Source organism: Acinetobacter entericus (assembly GCF_026168575.1).
Lineage (GTDB): Bacteria > Pseudomonadota > Gammaproteobacteria > Pseudomonadales > Moraxellaceae > Acinetobacter > Acinetobacter bouvetii.
On sequence record NZ_JAPEQW010000008.1, the window covers coordinates 17633 to 38366 of the forward strand.

A 20734-nucleotide genomic window follows, 5' to 3' on the forward strand; every position below is an offset into this window, starting at 1 on the left:
CTGTTGAAGGATGATTAAGGTCTCAACTGTGTACCAACGCCGTGATTTTTACCGCCATGCCCGTTATGTGCATGGCTGGCTGTCAGCATTTGCCTTTATTGTGCTGGTGTTCTTCTCCCTGACCGGCCTGCTGCTGAATCATCCCGAATGGTTTGATCCGGCAAAAGACGAAAAAACGGTCAAAATCGAATTGCCTGATGATGTCCTTCAGGCCCTGCAGAAGCAGGAAAATCCTTCTAATGCATTGCTGGCGTATGTCCGTCAAAAAGAATCTATTATCGGCCGCTATCAAAGCAGTGAAGTGCTGGATGGCGAAGTGATGATCCGTCTGGAAAGCCCTGCCGGCTCTACAGATGTTTGGGCTTTGCTGGATACTGGCGAAGTTGAGATTACACAAAAGCCGGCATCCGCTGTGTCGCTGATCAGTGATTTGCACCGCGGCAAAAACGCAGGCGCTGCATGGAGCTGGCTGATTGATATCAGCGCGATATTAATTCTGGCGCTGTCTTTGGCGGGCTATATTTTATTCCTCAGCATCAAATCGCGTTTGGTGCAGCATCTGCTGCTGACGGCTGCCAGTCTTGCTGTTTTAATTGCATTAATTTGGTCGGCTGTATAGGCATTTGATATGACACATGCAGCCCTTCTGCTTCTGAGCTTTTTTGCGGTTTTACTGTTTATTCATGTTTTGCTTTTGGTTTGGCTGCTGTACGCTCGGCGTGCTGAAAAAAAACAGACACGAAGACTCGACTCTCAGCAGTATCTCATTATTTACGCCAGCCAATCAGGTCAAGCCGAGAAGTATGCGCAGCACACCGCACAGCAGTTGCGGCAAGCGGGCGCGGGCGCAAAATGCGTGAATATCCAAGACATCCGCGCTGAGGAGTTGCCGCAGGCCTGCAAAGTTTTGTGGATGGTGAGCACCTATGGCGAGGGTGATGCGCCAGATCAAGCACAGGCCTTTCAGCAAAAAATTCTCAGGCAGTCTTTTGATTTATCTCAGATGTCTTATGCTGTTTTGGCCTTTGGCGACCGCCGTTATGCCAATTTTTGCCATTTTGGGCAGGAGCTGAATGCATGGCTGCTGAAGCAGCAGGCGCAGCCATGGTTTGATTTGGTCTGTGTTGATCAGTCCTCAGCGGCAGATTTGAACACTTGGACACACCATCTTGAAAAAGCAGCGGAGCTGCAGCTGGGCATGGCGCATGAGGGAAAACAGTGGACAGATTTCCGCTTGAAGGATCGGCAGCTGCTGAATGCAGGCAGCTGCGGCGGCGCAATGTACCGCATTATGCTGTCTGTGCACAATCAGCAGTGGCAGTCTGGGGATATTCTGGAAGTGCAAAGCGCAAATGGCGCCGCAGAGATTCAGCGTTTTTTAGAGCGGCATCCAGCTGATTCTGATCAGGCTGCGGCCGATGCCCTCAAGCTGAAAAATCTGCGCCAGCTGCCTTTACGCCAGCCGGATGAAAGCTTCAGCCAGTGGGTCACACGCTTTGCGCCGCTGCCGCTACGGGATTATTCCATTGCCTCGATTCCTGAGTCTAAGCAGCTGGAACTGGTGGTGCGCCAGCAAATCACTGAACAGGGCTTAGGCGTCGGTTCGGGCTGGCTGACGGAAAGTGCTGCTTTCGGAGAAAGCATCACTGCACATATCCGGACGAATCCAGCATTTCATTTGGCAAAAATTGATAAGCCAATGATTTTTATTGGCAATGGTTCAGGAATTGCGGGATTGATGGCGCATTTGCAGCAGCGCCATGCCTGGGGATTCCGCCAAAATTGGCTGATTTTTGGCGAACGGCAGCAGCAGTTCGATTTTCTTTTTGAACAGCCGCTTTCAGACTGGAAAAACAGCGGTGTTCTGCACACGCTGGATACAGTATTTTCACGCGATCATCAGCCTAAAAAATATGTGCAGCATGCGCTGGCGGAAAAAGCTGAACAGCTGTGCGAATGGGTGAATCAGGGCGCTTATATTTACCTGTGCGGCAGCCTGCAGGGGATGGCGCAAGGGGTGGATGAAGCGCTGACTGAAATTTTAGGCGCGGCGCACTTGGAGCAGCTGCGCCGAGAACAGCGCTACCGCCGTGATGTGTACTGAGTTTTATTCAAGCCTCAAGCCTTAAATCTGTACTTAAAAAGCGTCCCTTATGGGCGCTTTTTTTTGCGGCAGAATGCGGATTACAGCAAAGCCTTAATATTTAATTGAGGCTAGATTCCAAAAACAGTGATTTTTCATTGGCGCAGAATTTTTTAGCATAGCGCTAAACATGAAACGAGTAAGCAGATGATTGGGTTTGTCATTGCGGTATTTGCCATTGCCGGCATGATTAAAGGGGCGATTGGACTGGGTTTGCCTGCTGTTGCGATGGGGCTGCTGACTATGGTTATCAGTCCGTTTCAGGCAGCGGCATTGCTGATAGTCCCTTCAATGGTCACTAATTTTTGGCAGCTGTTCGCTGAAGGGCGGGTGTTGCAGCTGGTCCAGCGTTTTTGGCCTTTGCTGCTGGGCATAATTGCCGGTTCGATTTGGAGTGTTTTTCCGACTTTAGGCCATGGCGAATTTCAAAGTGAGGCGCTGCTCGGGGCAATGCTGGCTTTATATGGGCTTTATGGCTTATGTGCCAAAAAACTGCCGAATTTTGCCGGGCAGGAAAAATGGCTGTCGCCCATTATTGGCTATTTAGGCGGCGCGCTTACTGTAGCGACTGGCGTAGTGGTGATTCCTGTGGTGCCTTATCTGCAAGGGCTGCAGCTGAAGCGGGATGACCTCGTGCAGGCGCTGGGTTTGGCATTTACGACATCGACCATTTGCCTTGCCGTATTTTTACAGCAGAATCCTGCCGATAATATGCCGCTGGATTACCAAATGTCTTTGATTGCTTTGTTTCCCGCGTTAATCGGCATGTGGGCAGGCAAAAAAATCCGTTACCGCATACCGGAACAGAAATTCCGCAAGGTTTTTTTTGCAGGACTGATTACCCTTGGCGGCTATATGATGCTGCATCAATTCGGCTGGATTTAATCCAGCTTCAATACGCTGTGCTGCGCAATTAAAAATTGGCTGAAATGCTGATACGGCGTAGATAAATCATCGAAGCTGCGAGCAGTCAGCATCAGTTTCCGGTTGGCCCAGTCGCCGGTTAAATCTACCGTGTCAAAAGCATACAGCGCCTGCAGGCGCAGAGCCGCCCGTTTAGGCATGATGGCAACGCCTACGCCATTGGCGACCACTTGAGCAATAGAGGCAAAGTTAGGCAGGCGCAGCCGGTATTGAATGCGGGATCCTAATTGTTTGGCCTGCGTTTCAATGGACTGCTGCAAGGAGTGATATTGCATCAGCCCGACAAAAGGATAGCCAAGGGCCTGAGCCAGCGGCATTGGCGCATGGCCTGTCAGCTCATGCGCCTTCGGGAAAATCAGCACCAGAGGGTCATCGGCAAATTCCAAGGTCTGCAGCTGGCTGGATCTGAAAAATCCTGAAATCAGCCCCAGCTGCGCCGTACCCTGTTCGATGGTGGCCACAATATCATGGGATTCCGCCTCTTTCAGTTCAATCTGCACATTGGGATTCTGCAATAAATACTGCGGCAGCAGCAGGGGCAAATACTCGCTTTGCGCAGAAGAATTGCACCACAGCACCATGCTGGAACTCAGCCCTGCCGCAAAAGGCGCCATGGCTTGCTCCAGCTGCCAGCCTTGCTGCAGGATCTGCTGCGCATGCTCCACGAAAGTTTGACCTGCCAGCGTAAGCTTTACGCCTGAAGCATGGCGGGTAAATAAACTGGCCGCATAGCGCTGTTCCATTTTTTTAATCCGCTCACTGCAGGCCTGCAGCGAAATTGCAGAGCGCTCAGCGCCTTTGGTCAGGCTGCCGGTTTCTACAATATGTAACACCAGCTGCAAGTCAAACAGATCTAAGCGCATGCATTTTTGCTCTTATAAGAAGGCTTTATTTTACTCAAAATCGGCAGACAAAAAATGCGGATATGAAAAAAGCAGCCAAATGGCTGCTTTTTATATTTGAAGCGTCAAATTATTCTGACTTATCCGCTAAGCTGAAGAACCAGTTCAGAATTAAAGCTGCAAATGTTGCAGTGCCAATGCCGCCTAAATTGAAGCTGCCGAACTGAAGCGCAAAGTCGCCGGTTCCTAAAATAATGGTCACGGCTGCCACCATCAGGTTTTTATTTTTAGAGAAATCGACTTTATTTTCAATCCAGATTTTCGCGCCGGCAATGGTAATTAAACCAAAGACTACAATTGATGCACCGGTTAAAATTGCGCTTGGAATAGTATGAATGATGGCGCCAAATTTTGGAGACAGGCCCAGAAATACTGCAAATACGCCCGCCACTACAAAGATAATGGTTGAATAAACGCGGGTGACTGCCATGACGCCGATGTTTTCACCATACGTGGTCATGCCTGGGCCGCCGACAGCACCGGAAAGGGTGGTCGCTACGCCATCCGCCACAAAAGCTTTGCCAATATGCGGATCCAGGTTTTCACCGGTCATGGCGCTGACTGCTTTAATATGGCCCAAGTTTTCCGCCACTAAAATCAGGGCGATCGGGGCAATAATCAGCATGGCATTGACGTTGAATTCAGGCGCATGGAAATGCGGAACACCAAACCAAGCAGCCTGCTGAATCGGCGTAAAATTTATCGGTGTGCCGTATCCCATGACATTGGATACGATGAAATAAACTAAATAAGCCAGCAGCAGGCCGACCAGCAGCAGCAAGCGCTGCAACAGGCCTTTGGTGAATACGGCAATGGAGCCCATGCACAGCACAGTCACCAGTGACATCCACATATTAAAGCTGTTGCCCATCACGCCTTTAACGGTCACCGGCGCAAGATTCAAGCCAATAATCATCACTACAGCGCCTGTGACCACAGGCGGCATGAGTTTTTCAATCCAGCGGGTGCCAGTCGCCATCACAATGAAGCCGAAAATAGCATACAAAATACCGCAGGCCATGATGCCGCCGGCAGCCATGGCAATATTGGCATTCGGAGCACCGGTGCCAGACGCTGCATAGCCCGTGGCGGCAATCACTACGCCGATAAAGGCAAAGCTTGACCCCAAATAGCTTGGCACACGGCCGCCCGTGATAATAAAGAACAAAATGGTGCACAGGCCTGACATTAAGATGGCCAAGTTTGGATCAAAGCCCATTAAGAACGGCGCAAGAACTGTCGCTCCGAACATGGCAAAGGCATGCTGTATGCCCAATACAACACTTTGCGCAGGCGGCAGATATTCATTGGTGCCAACTGGACGTGCATCGATACTGCCTTCATACGGGCGCCATTTGGGAAACCAATTGGACATAAAACGAGCACTCAAAATTTAAATTGTGCACATCATACGCTTCTTTTTTGGAAGATTTAATCACTGCAATAAAAAAAAAATTAAAACTAATCCTATGACTTTTCATTGTTTTTTACCGCACGGTAAAAGTTTTTTATTCTAAAAATAGCGTTAAATCAGTGATTAATAAATTTAAAGCCCGCAGAGGGCAGTCATAAATTTTTTTGATTTAATTTATGATTAAATGTATGGATTATAGAATAAATGGTCAATAAAAAGGCATATCCTTGGATATGCCTTTTTATTGAGTTTGGGGCTTTAGCCGGTATTGCGCAGACCTGCAGCAATGCCGGCAATACTGACCATGAGGGCATGATCAACCGGGGTGTTTTCCGCCTGACGTTCAGCCAGATAGGCGCGGCGGCGCTTCATCAATTCTGCCTGCAGCAGGTGCAGCGGCAGCAGGTATGGCTTGCGTACTTTCATCGACTGATCCAGTACGTCATTGCTGCTGAGCAGCTTGGATTCGCCTTTCAGCGCAAGCAAGGTCTGCACCGCATCGCGCAAGCGCTGGCGCAGTTCTTCGCCTAAGGCTTTCAAATCCTCGTCCTGCGTCAGATGCGATTCATAGTACAGCGCGACATGGCTGTCCGATTTGGACAGCACCATTTCCAGCATATCAATCAGGGTTTGAAAATAAGGCCATTCATGCAGCATCTCTTCCAGTACAGCTTTTTGCCCCTGATCCAGCACTTGATTGATCGCCGCGCCAGTGCCCAGCCATGCAGGCAGCATCAAGCGGATTTGCGTCCAGGCAAAGACCCATGGAATGGCGCGTAAGGATTCAATGCCGCCGCTGACTTTACGCTTGGCCGGGCGTGAGCCCAAAGGCAGCATCTGCAGTTCAAGTTCGGGGGTTACGGTACGCAGATATTTGACGAAATGCGGGTTTTCACGGACGGTTTGACGGTAGACCTGCACAGACAGTTCAGTCATTTTATGCATCAGCGCGCGCCATTCCTGCTTAGGTTCAGGCGGCGGCAGCAGCGTCGCTTCTAAGGTGGCTGCGGTATAAATTTCCAAATTCTGCAAGGCAATGCCTTCTAAGCCGAACTTAAAGCGGATCATTTCGCCTTGTTCGGTGACCCGGATCGCGCCTGAAATTGAACCCGGCGGCTGTGAGAACAGCGCCTGCTGGGTTGGCGCGCCGCCGCGGCTGATTGAACCGCCGCGGCCGTGGAACAGGGTCAGCTGTACGCCGTGTTTCTTTGCAATCTCTGTTAATTCTTCCTGCGCACGGTACTGCGCCCAGTTGGCAGACATAAAGCCGGCATCTTTAGCAGAGTCAGAATAGCCAATCATGACTTCATGCTTGCCCTGAATATGCTGCTTATACCAATGCATGCCGAATAAGGTCTGCATGGTGGCCGCAGCGCCGTCCAAATCTTTCAATGTCTCGAATAATGGCACCACCCGCAGCGCTTGCTGAATGCCGGCTTCTTTCTGCAGCAGCAGCACGGCCAGCACATCGCTTGGATATTCCGCCATTGAAATAATATACGCGCCTAAGCTTTCTGACGGCTGTTCCGCTAATGTGCGCATAGTGGCAAAGACTTCCTGCACATCAGGGTGTTCAATCAGGCTCTGTTCCGGTTCATTCAGATGCTTTGGCAGCAGCGGACGCTTGCTTTGCAGTTCCTGCAGCAGGAAGTTCTGGCGGGCCTGTTCGGTCCACGTTTCAAAATTGCCCAGGCCTAAATATTCTGTAATGGCTGAAATCGCTTGGCGGTGGCGGCCGGATTCTTGGCGGATGTCCAGTTTCAGCAGTTCAATGCCGAAACAATTCACGCGGTGAATGAAGTCCAGCAATTTGCCATTGGCGATTTCAGGCAGATCGCAATCTATCAGCGAGCGGTAGCACAGCAGCAGCGGCTGCAGCAGTTCATCTTTGCTTTGGATGACTTGACTGTCATCTGCATCTTCACCTTTCAGTTTTTGCGCCAGCCAGTAACGGGTGGCTTTCAGGCGCTGGCGGGTTTCACGCAGATATTCACGGTACGGTTCTGGGTGGTTTTGTCCCAACGCTTCCTGCAGTTCAGCGCTGCACTGTTCAATCGACAGTTCCCAGCGCAGGGCCTCAATGTCGCGCACATACAGGTCGGCGGCTTTCCAGCGCGACAGCCACAGCACTTCTTGCGTGATGTTATGGGTCACGTTCGGATTGCCGTCGCGGTCGCCGCCCATCCAGGAGGCAAAGCGCACCGGCGCAATGGTCAAAGGCAGGCGCTGGCCGCAGTGCTCATGCACCATGCCGTCCAATTCACGCATGAATTTAGGCACAGCATTCCATAGCGTCTGTTCAATAGTGGTGAAGCCCCATTTTGCCTCATCGACAGGGGTCGGGCGGTGCTGGCGGATTTCATCGGTTTGCCAGGCAGAACACACCAGCTGTTTTAAATCGTCCAATACAGCTTGGCGTTCTCGCGGGGTCAGCTTCTGCTGATCAAACTTAAACAGGCAGTCATTAATGCCGTCATATTTTTGAATCAAAGTGCGTCGGCTGACTTCAGTCGGATGCGCGGTCAGCACCAGTTCAATTTTCAATTCGCAGATTTGCTGATACAGCGCTTCGGAAGAAATGTCACGGTCTTTGAATTTTTGAAATAAATGATCCAGCGGGTTGGGTGATGGCGCCTGTTCATCAAACTCGCTTTGACGCCGGCTGCGCACTACATGGTACTGTTCGGCAATATTGGCAAAGTTTAAAAAATGGGTAAACGCGCGGGTCAGCGGCAGAATTTCATCATCTTCCAGACTGAGGAACAGCTGTTCCAGCTGTTTTTCCGCTTCAGCCTGCCCGTCGCGTGCGCCTTTCGCAAGGGCGCGAATCTGTTCAACCTGATTAAACAAATCTTGTCCAGCATGCTGCTTCAGGGTTTCGCCCAGCAGGTTGCCCAGCAATCGTACATCGTCACGTAATGGAGCATCAATTTGTTGAATCATTTTTTCGCATTCTCCGGTTGTTCTGACTTTGAATATACCCCGATTCAATGACAATCCAAGCAGGCACAGACAAAAGTCGGATTCAGTTTGCTTAGAAAATAGCAATGTTTATGCCGATCCAGACTTGACGCGGCCAATTTAAGAGAAAAATACCTTAGTCATCAGGCGCCAATTCCATAGCGCAGCAGAAACAGCGCCATGCTGTCCTGAATAATCTGCTGCTGCTCTGCATGATCGGGAACAGTCCGGATGCCCATTAAGACTTCATGATGGCGCAGGCCCAGCAGCAATGAAAAAATCAGCATGGTTTGTGTGCGGGGGACATCTGGACGGATAAATTTGAGCGCAACCGCCTGTTCAAAGAAATTTTCCCATAAACCGCAGAGCTTCTGATGAGATGCATTGTAAAACTGCTGCGCCAGCGGATTATGCTGCGAAGCCAGTTCCAGCAGCAGATATTCCATTTTCAGCGCTTCCGGCAGATTGACAATATTTAAAGACAGCTCACAGGCATGCTGCAGCGCCTGCAGAAAATTGCTGTCTGCCGACAAATGAATCGGCTGCGCGCTGATCAGCTTGTCACAGGTTTCTGCAATGGCTGCTGTAAATAGGCTTTCTTTATCTTGGAAATGGTTATACACCGTCAGTTTAGTGGTATCGGCTTTCTGCGCAATTTTATTCATGCTGCAGCCATGATAGCCGCATTCTAAAAATAAGATTTTTGCTGCATCTAAGATGCGCTTGCGTTTTTCAAAGTCTTTTGGACGTCCAGCATTCATGTGCAAAAAAATTCCAAAAATGTCATTCAGGTCATTGATTTTGTCTTAAATTAACAATTAATGTACCGTAGGGTTTATTAATTAAAAAACAATCACTTTTTAATCTGCCTATTTTGCCTTAAAAACTACTTTGATATAAGAGCGAGCTTCATGAGCACGATAAAAACCGCTGTTGCCAGCATGATTATTGTCTGCGGTGTGACCTTAGGGGGATGCAGCAAGGATCAGGCATCTGCTGAACAGGAAGTCCCATTGGTGATGGTGACACAGCCGAGCGCTGTGCAGGTCAATCAGAAAAGCTATGCCGGCGAAGTGCAGGCGCGCCAGCAGACGGCTTTGGCGTTTCGAGTGGCCGGTCAAATTGTTGAGCGCTATGTGGACGTTGGAGATCAGGTCAGGGTTGGGCAAGTGCTGGCCCGCTTGGATGTGAAAGATGCGGAACTGCAGAAAAATGCCAACCGCGCCCAGCTGGACAGCGCGCAGTCTGCAGTCAAAACTGCAGAAAGTGAATTGAGGCGCTTTCAGCAGCTGCTGCCGATCAATGCCGTCAGCCGTTCGCAATACGATGCCGCTGAAAACCAATATAAAACTGCACAGGCAAATCTAAAGCAGGCACAATCGGCTTATGACGTCAGCAGCAATCAAACGCAGTACAACCAGCTGACCGCTACAAAAAATGGGGTGATTACCGAGCGCAATATTGAAGCGGGTCAAGTGATAGCGGCGGGTCAGCCGGCATATCAGCTGGCGATCAATGGCGAGCGGGAGGTGGTGATTGGTGTGCCGGAACAGGCGATTGCAGAGATTAAGCCAGGCCAGCCGGCCAAAGTCACTTTATGGTCTAAGCCGAACGAACAGTTTAATGCTTATGTGCGTGAAATTTCGCCAGCGGCGGATCAGTCACGCACTTATAGCGTAAAAGTGGCGCTGCGGGAAGGCAATGCTTTAATTCAGCTGGGGCAAAGCGCACGGGTCTTTTTCAGCCATACTGAAAATGGCCAGCTGAATGTGCCGCTGTCCAGCGTTTCTGCGCAAGGGCAGCAGGCTTATGTGTTGACCGTAAATCCAGACAATACTGTGCATAAAGCGCCTGTAACGCTGGGCGCTTATGGCCGTGACAGTGTGCCGGTGCTCAGCGGCCTGAAGCCGTCAGAGTATGTGGTGATTGGCGGGGTGCATCTGCTGCGTGAAAAACAGAAAATTAAGCCGATTGACCGTGAAAACCGCCCAGTGACCATTCAGGCGGGAGGCTAAATATGCAATTTAACCTTTCGGAATGGGCGCTGAAAAATAAAGGCCTCGTGCTGTATTTTATGCTGCTGCTCGGCATTGTCGGCATTGTGTCCTATTCCAAGCTGTCACAAAGCGAAGATCCGCCCTTTACCTTTAAAGTAATGGTGATTCAGACCTATTGGCCGGGAGCAACCGCCAAAGAAGTGTCAATGCAGGTCACTGACCGCATTGAAAAAGAACTGATGACGACCGGCCAGTATGAACGCATTATGGCCTATTCACGCCCTGGAGAATCCATGGTAACTTTTGTTGCCAAAGATTCCCTGCGTTCCAAAGATATTCCGGATGTCTGGTACACGGTGCGCAAAAAGGTCAATGATATTAAGCACCAGCTGCCAAGCGGCGTGCAGGGGCCTTTCTTCAATGATGAATTCGGCGATACCTTCGGCAATATTTATGTGCTGACCGGCAAAGACTTTGACTATGCCGCGCTGAAAGACTATGCCGACCGCCTGCAGCTGCAGTTGCAGCGGGTCAAAGATGTCAGCAAGGTTGATTTGATTGGCCTGCAGGATCAGAAAATCTGGATTGAAATGTCGAATACCAAAGCTGCTCAGCTGGGGATTCCGGTCAGCGCGATTCAGCAGGCTTTGCAGCAGCAGAATACCGTTGCCAGCGCGGGTTTCTTTGAAACCGGTTCTGACCGCATTCAAGTCCGCGCTAGCGGCAACCTGCATAGTGTAGAAGAACTGAAGAAAATGCCGCTGCTGATTAATGGCAAGACCATTCAGCTGGGCGATGTGGCGGAAGTGTATCGCGGCTTTAGCGAGCCCGCGCAGCCGCGCATGCGCTTTATGGCGGAAAACGGCATCGGCATTGCGGTATCGATGCGTAAAGGCGGCGATATTTTGGCGCTGGGCAAAAATCTGGAAACCGAATTTGCCGCCTTGCAGAAAGCGCTGCCGCTGGGCATGACGCTGCAAAAAGTGTCCGATCAGCCTGTAGCGGTAAAGCGCAGCGTCAATGAATTTATGAAGGTGCTGACGGAAGCGGTCATCATTGTCTTGCTGGTGAGTTTTTTCTCATTGGGTTTCCGCACTGGTTTGGTGGTGGCATTCTCCATTCCCTTGGTGCTGGCCATGACCTTTGCCGGCATGAATCTGTTTGATGTCGGCCTGCATAAGATTTCCCTTGGCGCCCTGATTCTAGCGCTGGGCCTGCTGGTGGATGACGCCATTATTGCCGTGGAAATGATGGCGGTTAAAATGGAGCAGGGCTATACGCGGCTGCAGGCCGCGGGCCATGCCTGGCGCACGACTGCCTTTCCGATGCTGACGGGCACGCTGATTACGGCTGCCGGCTTTTTGCCGATTGCGACTGCGGCATCGAGTACAGGTGAATATACCCGCTCCATCTTCCAAGTGGTAACCATTGCGCTGATTGTATCGTGGTTTGCCGCGGTGCTGTTTGTCCCGTATTTGGGCGACAAGCTGCTGCCGGATTTCAATAAAGATGTGGTGCAGCGTGCGCCGTGGTATCAGCGGCTGTGGGCGCGTCTGCGCAAGCAGCCGGAACCTGAGCCGATGGTGCACCATGCTGGAGAACAGCATGATCCCTATCAGACCAAGTTCTATCAGCATTTTAAAAAATGGGTCAATGCCTGCGTCACTTACCGCAAAACCGTGATTGCGGCGACGGTGGGGATTTTTGTGCTGTCTGTGCTGATGTTTAAATTGGTGCCGCAGCAGTTCTTCCCGCCTTCCAACCGAGCCGAAATTGTAGTGGATATCAAGCTGGAAGAGGGCGCTTCATTAAAAGCGACAGAAGCGGCTGTACGCAAAGTGGAAGGTTTTCTGTCTAAACAGCAGGGCATTGACAACTTTGTGGCTTATGTCGGCACCGGTTCGCCGCGTTTTTATTTGCCGCTGGATCAGCAATTGCCGCAGGCCAGTTTTGCCCAGTTTGTCGTTTTGGCATCCTCGCTGGATGACCGGGATGAAATCCGCAAAACCTTGAGCGAGAAGATCCGCCTGCTGCTGCCGGAAGCGCGCACCCGTGTGGCTTTGCTGGAAAATGGCCCGCCTGTCGGCTATCCGCTGCAGTTCCGCGTGTCTGGCGAAGATTTGGGGCAGGTGCGTGAATGGGCGCAAAAAGTAGCCGCCAAGGTCGGTGACAATCCAAATACCACCAATGTGCATTTGGATTGGGGCGAGCCCAGCAAAGTCATTAAATTGGACATTGATCAGGACCGCGCCCGCCAATTGGGGGTAAATACGCTGGACTTATCCAATTTCCTGAACAGTTCCATCAGCGGCGCTGCCATCAACCAGTTCCGTGAAAAGCGTGAGCTGATTGAAATCCGCATGCGCGGTGATGAGGCCGAGCGTGTAGATGTCGGCTCGCTCAGCAGTTTGGCGGTTCCGACAGCATCGGGCAGCTCAGTGCCTTTGGCGCAAATTGCAAAAATTGAATACGGTTTTGAAGAAGGCTTGATTTGGCACCGCAACCGTTTGCCGACTATTACAGTGCGCGCGGATATCCGCACAAAACTGCAGCCGGCAACCGTAGTCAATGAACTGTCTGAGCCCTTGGCTGAATTGCGCAGCCAGCTGCCAAGCGGCTATCTGCTGGAAGTGGGCGGCACCGTGGAAGAATCTGCCCGCGGTCAAAACTCAGTCAATGCCGGCATGCCGATGTTTTTGGCTGTTGTGCTGACCTTGCTGATGATTCAGCTGCGCAGCATGTCGCGCACCTTTATCGTTTTTCTGACAGCGCCTTTAGGCATTATTGGCGTGGTGCTGTTCCTGCTGCTGTTCAATAAGCCTTTTGGCTTTGTGGCGATGCTGGGCACAATTGCGCTGTCTGGCATGATCATGCGCAATTCACTGATTTTGATTGATCAAATTGAGCAGGATATTCAAGCGGGGCATGATCCATGGAATGCGATTTTGGATGCCGCTGTGCGCCGCTGCCGGCCGATTGTGCTGACCGCCTTGGCGGCTGTGCTGGCCATGATTCCGCTGTCACGCAGTATTTTCTTCGGCCCTATGGCCGTTGCGATTATGGGCGGATTGATTATTGCGACGCTGCTGACTCTATTTTTCTTGCCTGCATTGTATGCGCAGTGGTTTAAGGTGAAAAAAATTCAGCAGAATCCATAAAAGTTTCATAAAATTGGGTGCGAAATATTGTTTTTTTCAATATAGTAGCACTTAATCTTTATTGATAATTTTAATAAGCAATTCACTGCGCGTATTCAGGGATTTGATGGGCAGTGGATGGGGTTGAATCAGACATGACGACAGACAACATTACCAAGTATCGCCGCTATATAGCGATTTCTTATGTCTTCATGTTTTTTGCGCTGTTTACCGTTGTGAGCGGCCTATTGGCCTATTGGTTTGCCCGTAAAGTCACGCAGCTGGATTCAGCGGAAGTCTGGATGCAGGCGCACGCATTATGGGTCATGCGCACTATCACTATTTATATTATTTTGGCGTGTTTTGCCGCCTTATGGTTTATCCCATTATTTTTCTATTATTGGGACACCTATTTATGGGTGACAGGCTGCACTGTAGCAGGAGTGATTTTCTCCTGTATCGCCTTTCTGTATTTATTGAATGCCTGGATTAAAGGCATTTCTAAGTTTTTCAAAAATAAAGCAGTTTTCTAAGCCTGCAGATTTTTTTCCAGCTCCCCCCTTGTAAAACTTGGTTTGAACCCAATTTCAGACCTCAGTTGAGTATTAATTAAATTCCGTGAGGAGCATCGCCAGTCATGGCTAAACGTGATTATTATGAGGTTTTGGGTGTCGCTAAAACCGCTAGTGATGATGAAATTAAAAAAGCCTACCGTAAGTTGGCGATGAAGTTCCATCCAGACCGCAACCCAGACAACCCGGAAGCTGAAGAAAAATTTAAAGAAGCTTCTGAAGCTTATGAAGTGCTGTCGGACGGCGAAAAGCGCAGCATGTATGACCGCATGGGCCATCAGGCTTTTGAAGGCGGCATGGGCGGAGCAGGCGGCGGTTTTGGCGGCTTCAGCGCAGAAGATATTTTCAGCCAGTTCGGCGACATTTTCGGCGGCGCATTTGGCGGCGGCGGCCGTGGCGGCCAGCAGCGCGCGCGCCGCGGGTCAGATTTGCGCTATGTGATGGAACTGACGCTTGAAGAAGCGGTTAAAGGCGTGAAGAAAACCATTACCTTTACTGCGCCGGCGCCGTGCGATGCCTGTGACGGCAACGGTTCGAAAAACCCAAATGATGTTGAAACCTGCAAAACCTGCCATGGCGCAGGCCAAGTGCGCATGCAGCAAGGTTTTTTCTCGGTGCAGCAAACCTGCAGCACCTGCCGCGGCCAAGGCAAAATCATCAAGAATCCATGCAATAAATGTCATGGTTCAGGGGTGTCAGACCGTCAGCAAACACTTGAAGTCACGATTCCTGCAGGTGTGGACAACGGCGACCGCGTCCGCTTAAGCGGCAAAGGCGAAGCAATCCGCGGCGGCCAGTCAGGTGATCTGTATGTGGAAGTCGTGGTGCGTGAGCATGAAATCTTCCAGCGTGACGGTGCAGACTTGTATATGGATGTGCCGATCAGCATTGCGGATGCGGCTTTAGGTAAAGAAATTCAGATTCCAACGCTGGATGGCCGTGTCAGCCTGAAAATTCCTGAAGGCACACAAACCGGCAAGATGTTCCGTTTGCGCGGCAAAGGGGTAAAACCGGTACGCACCAGCATGCAGGGTGACTTGCTCTGCCGTATTGTGGTGGAAACTCCTGTCCATTTGACGGCGCGTCAGCGTGAACTGCTGAAAGAGCTACAGGAAACCATGGATGGCGAAGGCAGCCGGTCATCGCCAAAGAAAAAATCATTTTTTGATCGCCTATTTGACTAATGTGGTTAAATTAGCGCGATAAAAAAAAAGCCTGCATTTTGCAGGCTCTTTTTTTAGGCTGGGATGATCAATAAGACACGAATAGCCCGTGCTGATTCAAAGATGCGCTGTTTATTTTGACGGCATATCTTTGATTAACTCTTCGTAGCTTAAATCTTTTTTCTGAATGATCTTGAGCCGCTGCAGCTGATGCTTCGCTTCAGCTTCATAACCGTTATAGGCCAGCATTTTGGCATATTTGGTCAAATTGTATTTGGTTGGATAGCTGCGGACCAATTTTTCAACTTCATCCAGCTCAGCCTTCGACATGCGCTGATAAGGGTTCGCGCGGATCAAATCAATGCGGTGGCTGAACTCCGTCAGCAAGAAAATCTGGTCATTGCGGGTAATCTTTTCTGGGGTTTTTTCAAAGCGGGCAGCCTGATCCATTTTAGGCACCAGCACATCATAATCCCGGTAAATTGCGGCGAGCAATGCAAGGCCAATGATGAGCACAGTACGCATAAAGGCGGGCGGCAGCGTTAGCGCGGCAGTATCCGTTTTTTGCGCAAGCACGGTGCCCAGAATAAAACCGACAGGCAGCAGGAAGTATGCATAATTCTGCGGAAATTCCAGCATGGCATGAATAACGAAAACACCAATCATGAGCAGGCCAATCACCGCTGCCGCTGATTGCGCGCGCTTATGCAGCTGAAGGCCTAAATAGCCGAAATACATCAGAAATGGTCCGCCAACCAGCATACCATTCCAAATCAGAAAATCTAAAATAAAATTATGTGAACTGCGGACCCAGACGGGGCCTTGAAAGGTATCTGAAATAGACACGAAGGCGGTGCTGGTTTGATACCAGCCATAGCCAAACCAAGGCTGCGCCGCCAGAGCATGCGCCATCTGCTGCCAAATGGCCAGCCGCGACATATCGCCGCCAGCACGCTGCGCCACATCACGGCTTTCGATCATCTGCAAGCCAGACACCTGCGCCAGCCATTGGCTGATTTCCGGCAGGTAAAAAATCAATCCGGCAAAGCAGGCCAGCCACACCGCATTGTAGCGCCATGGCAGGCGGATGACGTGGCGGTACTGCTGATAAGACAGATACAGCAGAATCGCAATACAAGCCACCCAAGAGGTGCGTGACTGGCTGAGCGCTACGCCAATCAGAATGGGCAGTGCAGCCAGAACCAGCCATTGAGTGGCGACGGCTTTCTTCTCATACAGATAAAGGCAGGCCAGCAGGGACATCAGCAGGAATGTACCCATGTTGTTGGGCTGGGCAAAATTGGCAAATGGCCGGGTGCTGCCGCTGATATTCATCATAATCCAGCTCAGCTGCTCATCAAAATTCAGCCACTGGCAGATCGCCACTAGGCCTGTGGCGATACCGCCAGCGAGAAAGGTGTAGCTTAAATAGAGGAAGGTTTTCTCACGGCTGTCCGGCTGGCTGCTTAGGCTGAAGCCGATGGCAATAGCCATCCAGAATGAAAAGACATACAGGAATCCGAGCAGCGCGATGCTGAAATAATAGACATGGCCGAAGGCGAATTGAATCAGCGGAATCAGCGCCAGCCCGAAGATGGGTAAGGTGATTTTCGGCAGCTGAATGTGCTGTCTTAAGAACGCTGCCGCTAAAGCGAACAGCGCAAAAAAAGCATACAGCTCGCCTAAATAAGTTGCCCATGGCCGGTAATGAATGGGGTGCAGCCATGCAATAAACATAAAAATTGCAGCGAGCGCAAACAGGAAGTTTCTCATGCCTGATCATCGTGGAAAAAACGCGCTTATCATACATCGAAATGCGCAAGATATAAAAAAGCGCTGCATTTTCTGCAGCGGCAGGCAACAGGAATGGCGCGCCGAAAACAGCCCGCAGAATTTTCAGGATTTTTTGTCCGCCGAACTTAGCCAAGCTCAGGAGTTTTGCTATAGTAAGGGCAATTTCGAATCAGCATTAGGAAAAGGTTATGTCAGCAAATCCGCGCATTGGGGTATTGGGTGCAGGCGGCCGCATGGGGCGCATCTTAATTCAAGCGGTTCAGCAGGCCGGCTATCAATTGGCGGCAGCGGTGGAGCGTCCGGAAAGCAGCCTGGTGGGTGCAGATGCAGGCGAGCTGGCAGGCATTGGCGCGGTAGGCGTGAAAGTCGCTGGCGGCCTGGAACAGGTCCTGAAAGACTGTGATGTGGTGATTGATTTTACTGCGCCGGCAGCGACAGCGCATCATCTTGAACTTTGCCGTAAAGCCGGTGTGGCGATTGTGATTGGCACAACCGGCATGAACGATGAGCAGAAAGCGCATTTAGATGAATCCGCGCAGGAAACGCCTGTGGTGTATGCCGCAAACTATTCAGTGGGTGTCAATGTTTCGATTAAGCTGCTGGAGCTGGCATCGAAAGTTTTCGGCGATACCGTGGATATTGAAATTATTGAAGCGCATCACCGCCATAAAGTTGATGCGCCGTCTGGCACCGCATTAATGATGGGCGAAGCGATTGCTGAAACGCTGGGCCGTGATTTAAAGCAGGATGCGGTATACTGCCGTGAAGGCCACACCGGTCCGCGTGAACGTCAAAGCATTGGTTTTCAAACTATCCGCGGCGGCGACATTGTCGGCGAACATACAGCAATGTTTATTGGTGAAGGCGAGCGTGTCGAAATTACCCATAAAGCCACCAACCGCATGAATTTTGCTGCTGGCGCTGTCCGCGCCGCTGCTTGGGTAGTCGGCCGTGAACCGCGCAAATATGACATGAAGGATGTGCTTGGATTTAACGATATTCAGGTATAAATCTGGATTAAAATCCGTTATAAAAATCATAGAAAACTAAAATAAGACGAACAATGGAATGAAAAGAGTCATATTGATGGCCTGTGCTGCAGCGCTGAGCGCTTCGGCACAGGCTTCGCCTGCGGGCAGCCCAAAACTCAGCTTGAATAAAAACAATATTAAGGTCTGGACATATCAGGACAGTCAAAATCCCGTCATGATGTATAAAGCTGAAACGACGTTGAATGTGCCGATTGAGCAGGCTGTCGCGCTCATTTTAAATGTAGATCATGCGGTGGATTGGGTGCCGTTTTTGGGCAAGATGAAGCTGCTGTACCGGGATGATAAAAAAGGCGAGTTTCAGCTGTATATGGTGCTGGATTTTCCATTCCCGTTAAAAGACCGTGATTTAATTGTGCAGGGTAAAATGTCCAAAGATGCGCAGGGCATTATCAGCATTCAAAATAAAGCGTTAAAGAAAGGCTATCCGCTGAATAGCAATTATGTGCGCTTAACCAGTTACGAAGGCGACTGGGCCTTTCAAAAGCTGGGTCCGCAGAAGGTGAAGGTGTCGACCTACGGCTATGCCAATCCTGAGGGCTCTATTCCGCTGTCTGTGACCAATATGTTTGTGCAGCAGCAGCCTTATCAAATGCTGCAGAAAATGAAAGCGGAATTGGCGAAACCGCAAGGGGCGATTGAACTGCCGGCAATTTTGAAATAGCCCGCATTAAAGCGCTTCAGCCCTATTCGGGCTGAACACTTTGCTCAGATGGAAGGCTGAATGCTGTGAGCGCTTTCAGCTGCATCGGTTCGGGCAGCTCAATACTTAGCTGCGCGATAGCATTTTCATGCTGCGGATCAGACAATTTCAGCTGAAACTGGCGTGCAGACAGCTGTTCACAGGCAAAGCGCAGTTTTTGCTGCTGGGGCAGAATATTCATATTGTTTGAGCCCTGCGCTTGATAGATATATAAGCGCTGACTCGCGGTGTTGTAGAGTGTGGGCTGTACTTTCCAAAGCTGATAATGCGTCAGTTTTTGAGACTTTAAAAATCCTTCAATCAACGCGCTGCAGATAAAGTTCTGCTGCTGCGCAACGGCACTGGGCTTTTGAGGCTGGCAGGCCATTAGGCATAGGCTGAAAAGAGTGAAAGGTATTGTTATTATTTTCATGAATTTCTCCTGTATCTGATTGAAAAACTGTACAGCAAGCTTAAATATGTTAGTGTTTTGGGTACAGATACAGTAAATATTAAAAAATGGGTACAGTATGGCCTTTCAGTACCAGCTGCTGGCGCAGCAAATTACACAGAAAATTTATACAGGGGAACTGAGTGCAGATCAGCGCCTCAGTTCTTTGCGCCAGTTTGCCGCGCAGCAGCGGATCAGTTTGAATACAGCAAAAAGCTGCTATGAATTGCTGGAAGCCAATGGCTTGATTTACGTTAAAGAAAAGTCCGGCTATTTTGTGCAGGAACAAGCGCCTAGCCGTGAAATTGCAGTGCCTGAGCATCCGGATTTTCAGCCCAAAGTTCGTGAAATTTCCAATTTGGAACTGCAAATTCAGATTCACGAAGCCGCCATAGACAGCAAGCTGATCCATTTAGGCTCGATTCAGCTTTCTCCGAATCTTGTTCCTGCCAAGGCGCTGAGCCGTTCGATACAGCGCGCCTTGAAGTACTGCAAGCCCGAAGATTTTTTATACAGTGACCGGCAGGGGCATTTGCGGCTGCGTGAAGCGCTGTCGGCGCACTGGTCTGAAGACGGCTTTCATATTGCCCCAGAGCAGATTTATGTCAGCAATGGCTGCATGCCGGCATTGTCAGTCATGATCCAAAGTTTAAGTGCGGAAGGGGACAGCATTATTGTTCCGACGCCCAATTATAATGGCCAGCTGCAGCTGCTGGCTTTGCTGAAACGTAAAATTATTGAAATTCCTGCAGATACCGAAGGCTTTGATTTGGAGCGGCTGGAACAGGCCATGCAGCATTCAGGCGCAAAACTTTGCCTGCTGACGGCTAATTTTCAAAACCCACTGGGCTTTTGCCTCAGCAACGCAGAAAAGCAAAAGGTTGCGCAGCTGGCGGCCAAATATCAATGCCATATGATTGAAGATGATATCTATGCTGAGTGCAGCTTCAGTGCAGCGCGGCCTCTGCCCATTCAGTATTGGGACCAGCAGGGCTATGTGATTTATTGCGGTTCAGTCTCAAAATCCTTATCCCCTTCTTACCGTGTAGGCTGGTTCTGCATACCGCCGCGGCTGAAACATTTGCATGCCAAATTGATTATTCAGAATATTTCAGTCAATACGCCTTTGCAGCTGGGTCTGGCGGATTTAATTTACAGCCGGGCATACCGCCAGCATTTAAGCCAGCTGCGTCCGAAACTCATGAAGCAGGTGGAACAGTACCGGCAGTTTATTGTTCGGGCTTTTGCAGGTATTGCGGTGAGGATCAATCATCCTCAGGGCAGTTATGCCTTATGGCTGCAATTTCCTGAGCATGTGGACGGTTTGGCGCTGTACTATCACGCGCTGCAGCAAGGCATCAATATTGTGCCTGGACTGCTGTTTGGGGAAGATCAGCGCTATAACAATTGCATTCGCCTGAATGCTGGCCATGAACTCTCGGCAGAGATCCAGCAGGCCATATTGCAGCTGGCGCATTGGGTGAAGCATGGGCTCTCAACAGCGGTGCAGGTGAATGCATCCTGAATAACGGCGCATAAAAAGCC

16 protein-coding genes are annotated in these 20734 nt (G+C 50.3%); 10 read left to right on the plus strand and 6 right to left on the minus strand.

All coding sequences use genetic code 11. The features are described 5' to 3' along the window. Positions 1–28 precede the first annotated feature (28 nt). The 3 genes from OKC24_RS07860 (at position 29) to OKC24_RS07870 (ending at position 3028) form a co-directional block, all read left to right on the plus strand. Positions 29–619, plus strand: coding sequence for a PepSY-associated TM helix domain-containing protein (locus tag OKC24_RS07860; RefSeq protein WP_130145349.1), 591 nt, complete (start codon positions 29–31; stop codon positions 617–619). Positions 620–628: 9 nt separating this feature from the next. Beyond that, positions 629–2104 (plus strand): sulfite reductase subunit alpha, encoded by a 1476-nt coding sequence (locus tag OKC24_RS07865; protein WP_265464946.1) that lies wholly within the window; start codon positions 629–631, stop codon positions 2102–2104. Between the two features lie 186 nt (positions 2105–2290). Then, positions 2291–3028, plus strand: coding sequence for a sulfite exporter TauE/SafE family protein (locus tag OKC24_RS07870; RefSeq protein WP_130145353.1), 738 nt, complete (start codon positions 2291–2293; stop codon positions 3026–3028). Here the strand turns inward: OKC24_RS07870 and OKC24_RS07875 are convergent. From OKC24_RS07875 to OKC24_RS07890, 4 genes are all read right to left on the minus strand, one after another. Continuing rightward, complete coding sequence (locus OKC24_RS07875; protein ID WP_265464947.1) at positions 3025–3930, minus strand: LysR family transcriptional regulator; 906 nt, start codon at positions 3928–3930, stop codon at positions 3025–3027. The two genes, OKC24_RS07870 and OKC24_RS07875, sit on opposite strands and share 4 nt — an antisense overlap. A 109-nt stretch (positions 3931–4039) precedes the next feature. Next, a complete protein-coding gene (locus OKC24_RS07880; protein ID WP_130145357.1) occupies positions 4040–5344 on the minus strand; it encodes a solute carrier family 23 protein in 1305 nt (434 codons plus the stop codon). A 297-nt stretch (positions 5345–5641) separates the two neighbouring features. After that, positions 5642–8326 carry a phosphoenolpyruvate carboxylase gene (gene ppc, locus OKC24_RS07885; protein WP_130145359.1) on the minus strand — a complete coding sequence of 895 codons (2685 nt, stop codon included), beginning with the start codon at positions 8324–8326 and terminating at the stop codon, positions 5642–5644. A gap of 161 nt (positions 8327–8487) precedes the next feature. Next, positions 8488–9105, minus strand: a complete 618-nt coding sequence (locus OKC24_RS07890; RefSeq protein ID WP_131276693.1) for a TetR/AcrR family transcriptional regulator — start codon at positions 9103–9105, stop codon at positions 8488–8490. 150 nt (positions 9106–9255) lie between these two features. Between OKC24_RS07890 and OKC24_RS07895 the strand changes: the two genes are divergently transcribed. From OKC24_RS07895 to dnaJ, 4 genes are all read left to right on the plus strand, one after another. After that, positions 9256–10359, plus strand: coding sequence for an efflux RND transporter periplasmic adaptor subunit (locus OKC24_RS07895; protein ID WP_265464948.1), 1104 nt, complete (start codon positions 9256–9258; stop codon positions 10357–10359). 2 nt (positions 10360–10361) lie between these two features. Beyond that, complete coding sequence (locus OKC24_RS07900; RefSeq protein ID WP_131276689.1) at positions 10362–13499, plus strand: efflux RND transporter permease subunit; 3138 nt, start codon at positions 10362–10364, stop codon at positions 13497–13499. 134 nt (positions 13500–13633) lie between these two features. Further along, positions 13634–14011: a hypothetical protein gene (locus tag OKC24_RS07905; protein WP_130145367.1), complete on the plus strand. Its 378-nt coding sequence runs from the start codon at positions 13634–13636 to the stop codon at positions 14009–14011. A gap of 104 nt (positions 14012–14115) precedes the next feature. After that, positions 14116–15234, plus strand: a complete 1119-nt coding sequence (gene dnaJ / locus OKC24_RS07910; RefSeq protein WP_130145369.1) for a molecular chaperone DnaJ — start codon at positions 14116–14118, stop codon at positions 15232–15234. Positions 15235–15345: 111 nt separating this feature from the next. On the opposite strand, the gene OKC24_RS07915 is transcribed toward dnaJ, so the two are convergent. Then, positions 15346–16986 carry a PglL family O-oligosaccharyltransferase gene (locus tag OKC24_RS07915; RefSeq protein ID WP_131276686.1) on the minus strand — a complete coding sequence of 547 codons (1641 nt, stop codon included), beginning with the start codon at positions 16984–16986 and terminating at the stop codon, positions 15346–15348. 209 nt (positions 16987–17195) lie between these two features. On the opposite strand from OKC24_RS07915, the gene dapB reads away from it, so the two are divergent. Together dapB and OKC24_RS07925 are read left to right on the plus strand one after the other, a co-directional pair. Further along, positions 17196–18017 (plus strand): 4-hydroxy-tetrahydrodipicolinate reductase, encoded by an 822-nt coding sequence (gene dapB, locus OKC24_RS07920; RefSeq protein WP_131276685.1) that lies wholly within the window; start codon positions 17196–17198, stop codon positions 18015–18017. Between the two features lie 58 nt (positions 18018–18075). Beyond that, complete coding sequence (locus OKC24_RS07925; protein ID WP_130145375.1) at positions 18076–18720, plus strand: SRPBCC family protein; 645 nt, start codon at positions 18076–18078, stop codon at positions 18718–18720. Between the two features lie 22 nt (positions 18721–18742). On the opposite strand, the gene OKC24_RS07930 is transcribed toward OKC24_RS07925, so the two are convergent. Then, positions 18743–19171, minus strand: a complete 429-nt coding sequence (locus OKC24_RS07930; protein WP_131276684.1) for a hypothetical protein — start codon at positions 19169–19171, stop codon at positions 18743–18745. A 97-nt stretch (positions 19172–19268) separates the two neighbouring features. Here OKC24_RS07930 and OKC24_RS07935 point away from each other — a divergent pair, with 97 nt between their 5' ends. Next, positions 19269–20714, plus strand: a complete 1446-nt coding sequence (locus tag OKC24_RS07935; protein WP_131276682.1) for an aminotransferase-like domain-containing protein — start codon at positions 19269–19271, stop codon at positions 20712–20714. Positions 20715–20734 lie beyond the last annotated feature (20 nt).

Coding starts and splice junctions, on each gene's coding strand:
- dnaJ (WP_130145369.1), top strand. CDS start 14,116: ATGGCTAAACGTGATTATTATGAGGTTTTGGGTGTCGCTAAAACCGCT.
- OKC24_RS07905 (WP_130145367.1), top strand. CDS start 13,634: ATGACGACAGACAACATTACCAAGTATCGCCGCTATATAGCGATTTCT.
- OKC24_RS07935 (WP_131276682.1), top strand. CDS start 19,269: ATGGCCTTTCAGTACCAGCTGCTGGCGCAGCAAATTACACAGAAAATT.
- OKC24_RS07915 (WP_131276686.1), bottom strand. CDS start 16,986: ATGAGAAACTTCCTGTTTGCGCTCGCTGCAATTTTTATGTTTATTGCA.
- OKC24_RS07875 (WP_265464947.1), bottom strand. CDS start 3,930: ATGCGCTTAGATCTGTTTGACTTGCAGCTGGTGTTACATATTGTAGAA.
- OKC24_RS07895 (WP_265464948.1), top strand. CDS start 9,256: ATGAGCACGATAAAAACCGCTGTTGCCAGCATGATTATTGTCTGCGGT.
- OKC24_RS07865 (WP_265464946.1), top strand. CDS start 629: ATGACACATGCAGCCCTTCTGCTTCTGAGCTTTTTTGCGGTTTTACTG.
- OKC24_RS07880 (WP_130145357.1), bottom strand. CDS start 5,344: ATGTCCAATTGGTTTCCCAAATGGCGCCCGTATGAAGGCAGTATCGAT.
- OKC24_RS07925 (WP_130145375.1), top strand. CDS start 18,076: ATGAAAAGAGTCATATTGATGGCCTGTGCTGCAGCGCTGAGCGCTTCG.
- ppc (WP_130145359.1), bottom strand. CDS start 8,326: ATGATTCAACAAATTGATGCTCCATTACGTGACGATGTACGATTGCTG.
- dapB (WP_131276685.1), top strand. CDS start 17,196: ATGTCAGCAAATCCGCGCATTGGGGTATTGGGTGCAGGCGGCCGCATG.
- OKC24_RS07870 (WP_130145353.1), top strand. CDS start 2,291: ATGATTGGGTTTGTCATTGCGGTATTTGCCATTGCCGGCATGATTAAA.
- OKC24_RS07890 (WP_131276693.1), bottom strand. CDS start 9,105: ATGAATGCTGGACGTCCAAAAGACTTTGAAAAACGCAAGCGCATCTTA.
- OKC24_RS07930 (WP_131276684.1), bottom strand. CDS start 19,171: ATGAAAATAATAACAATACCTTTCACTCTTTTCAGCCTATGCCTAATG.
- OKC24_RS07900 (WP_131276689.1), top strand. CDS start 10,362: ATGCAATTTAACCTTTCGGAATGGGCGCTGAAAAATAAAGGCCTCGTG.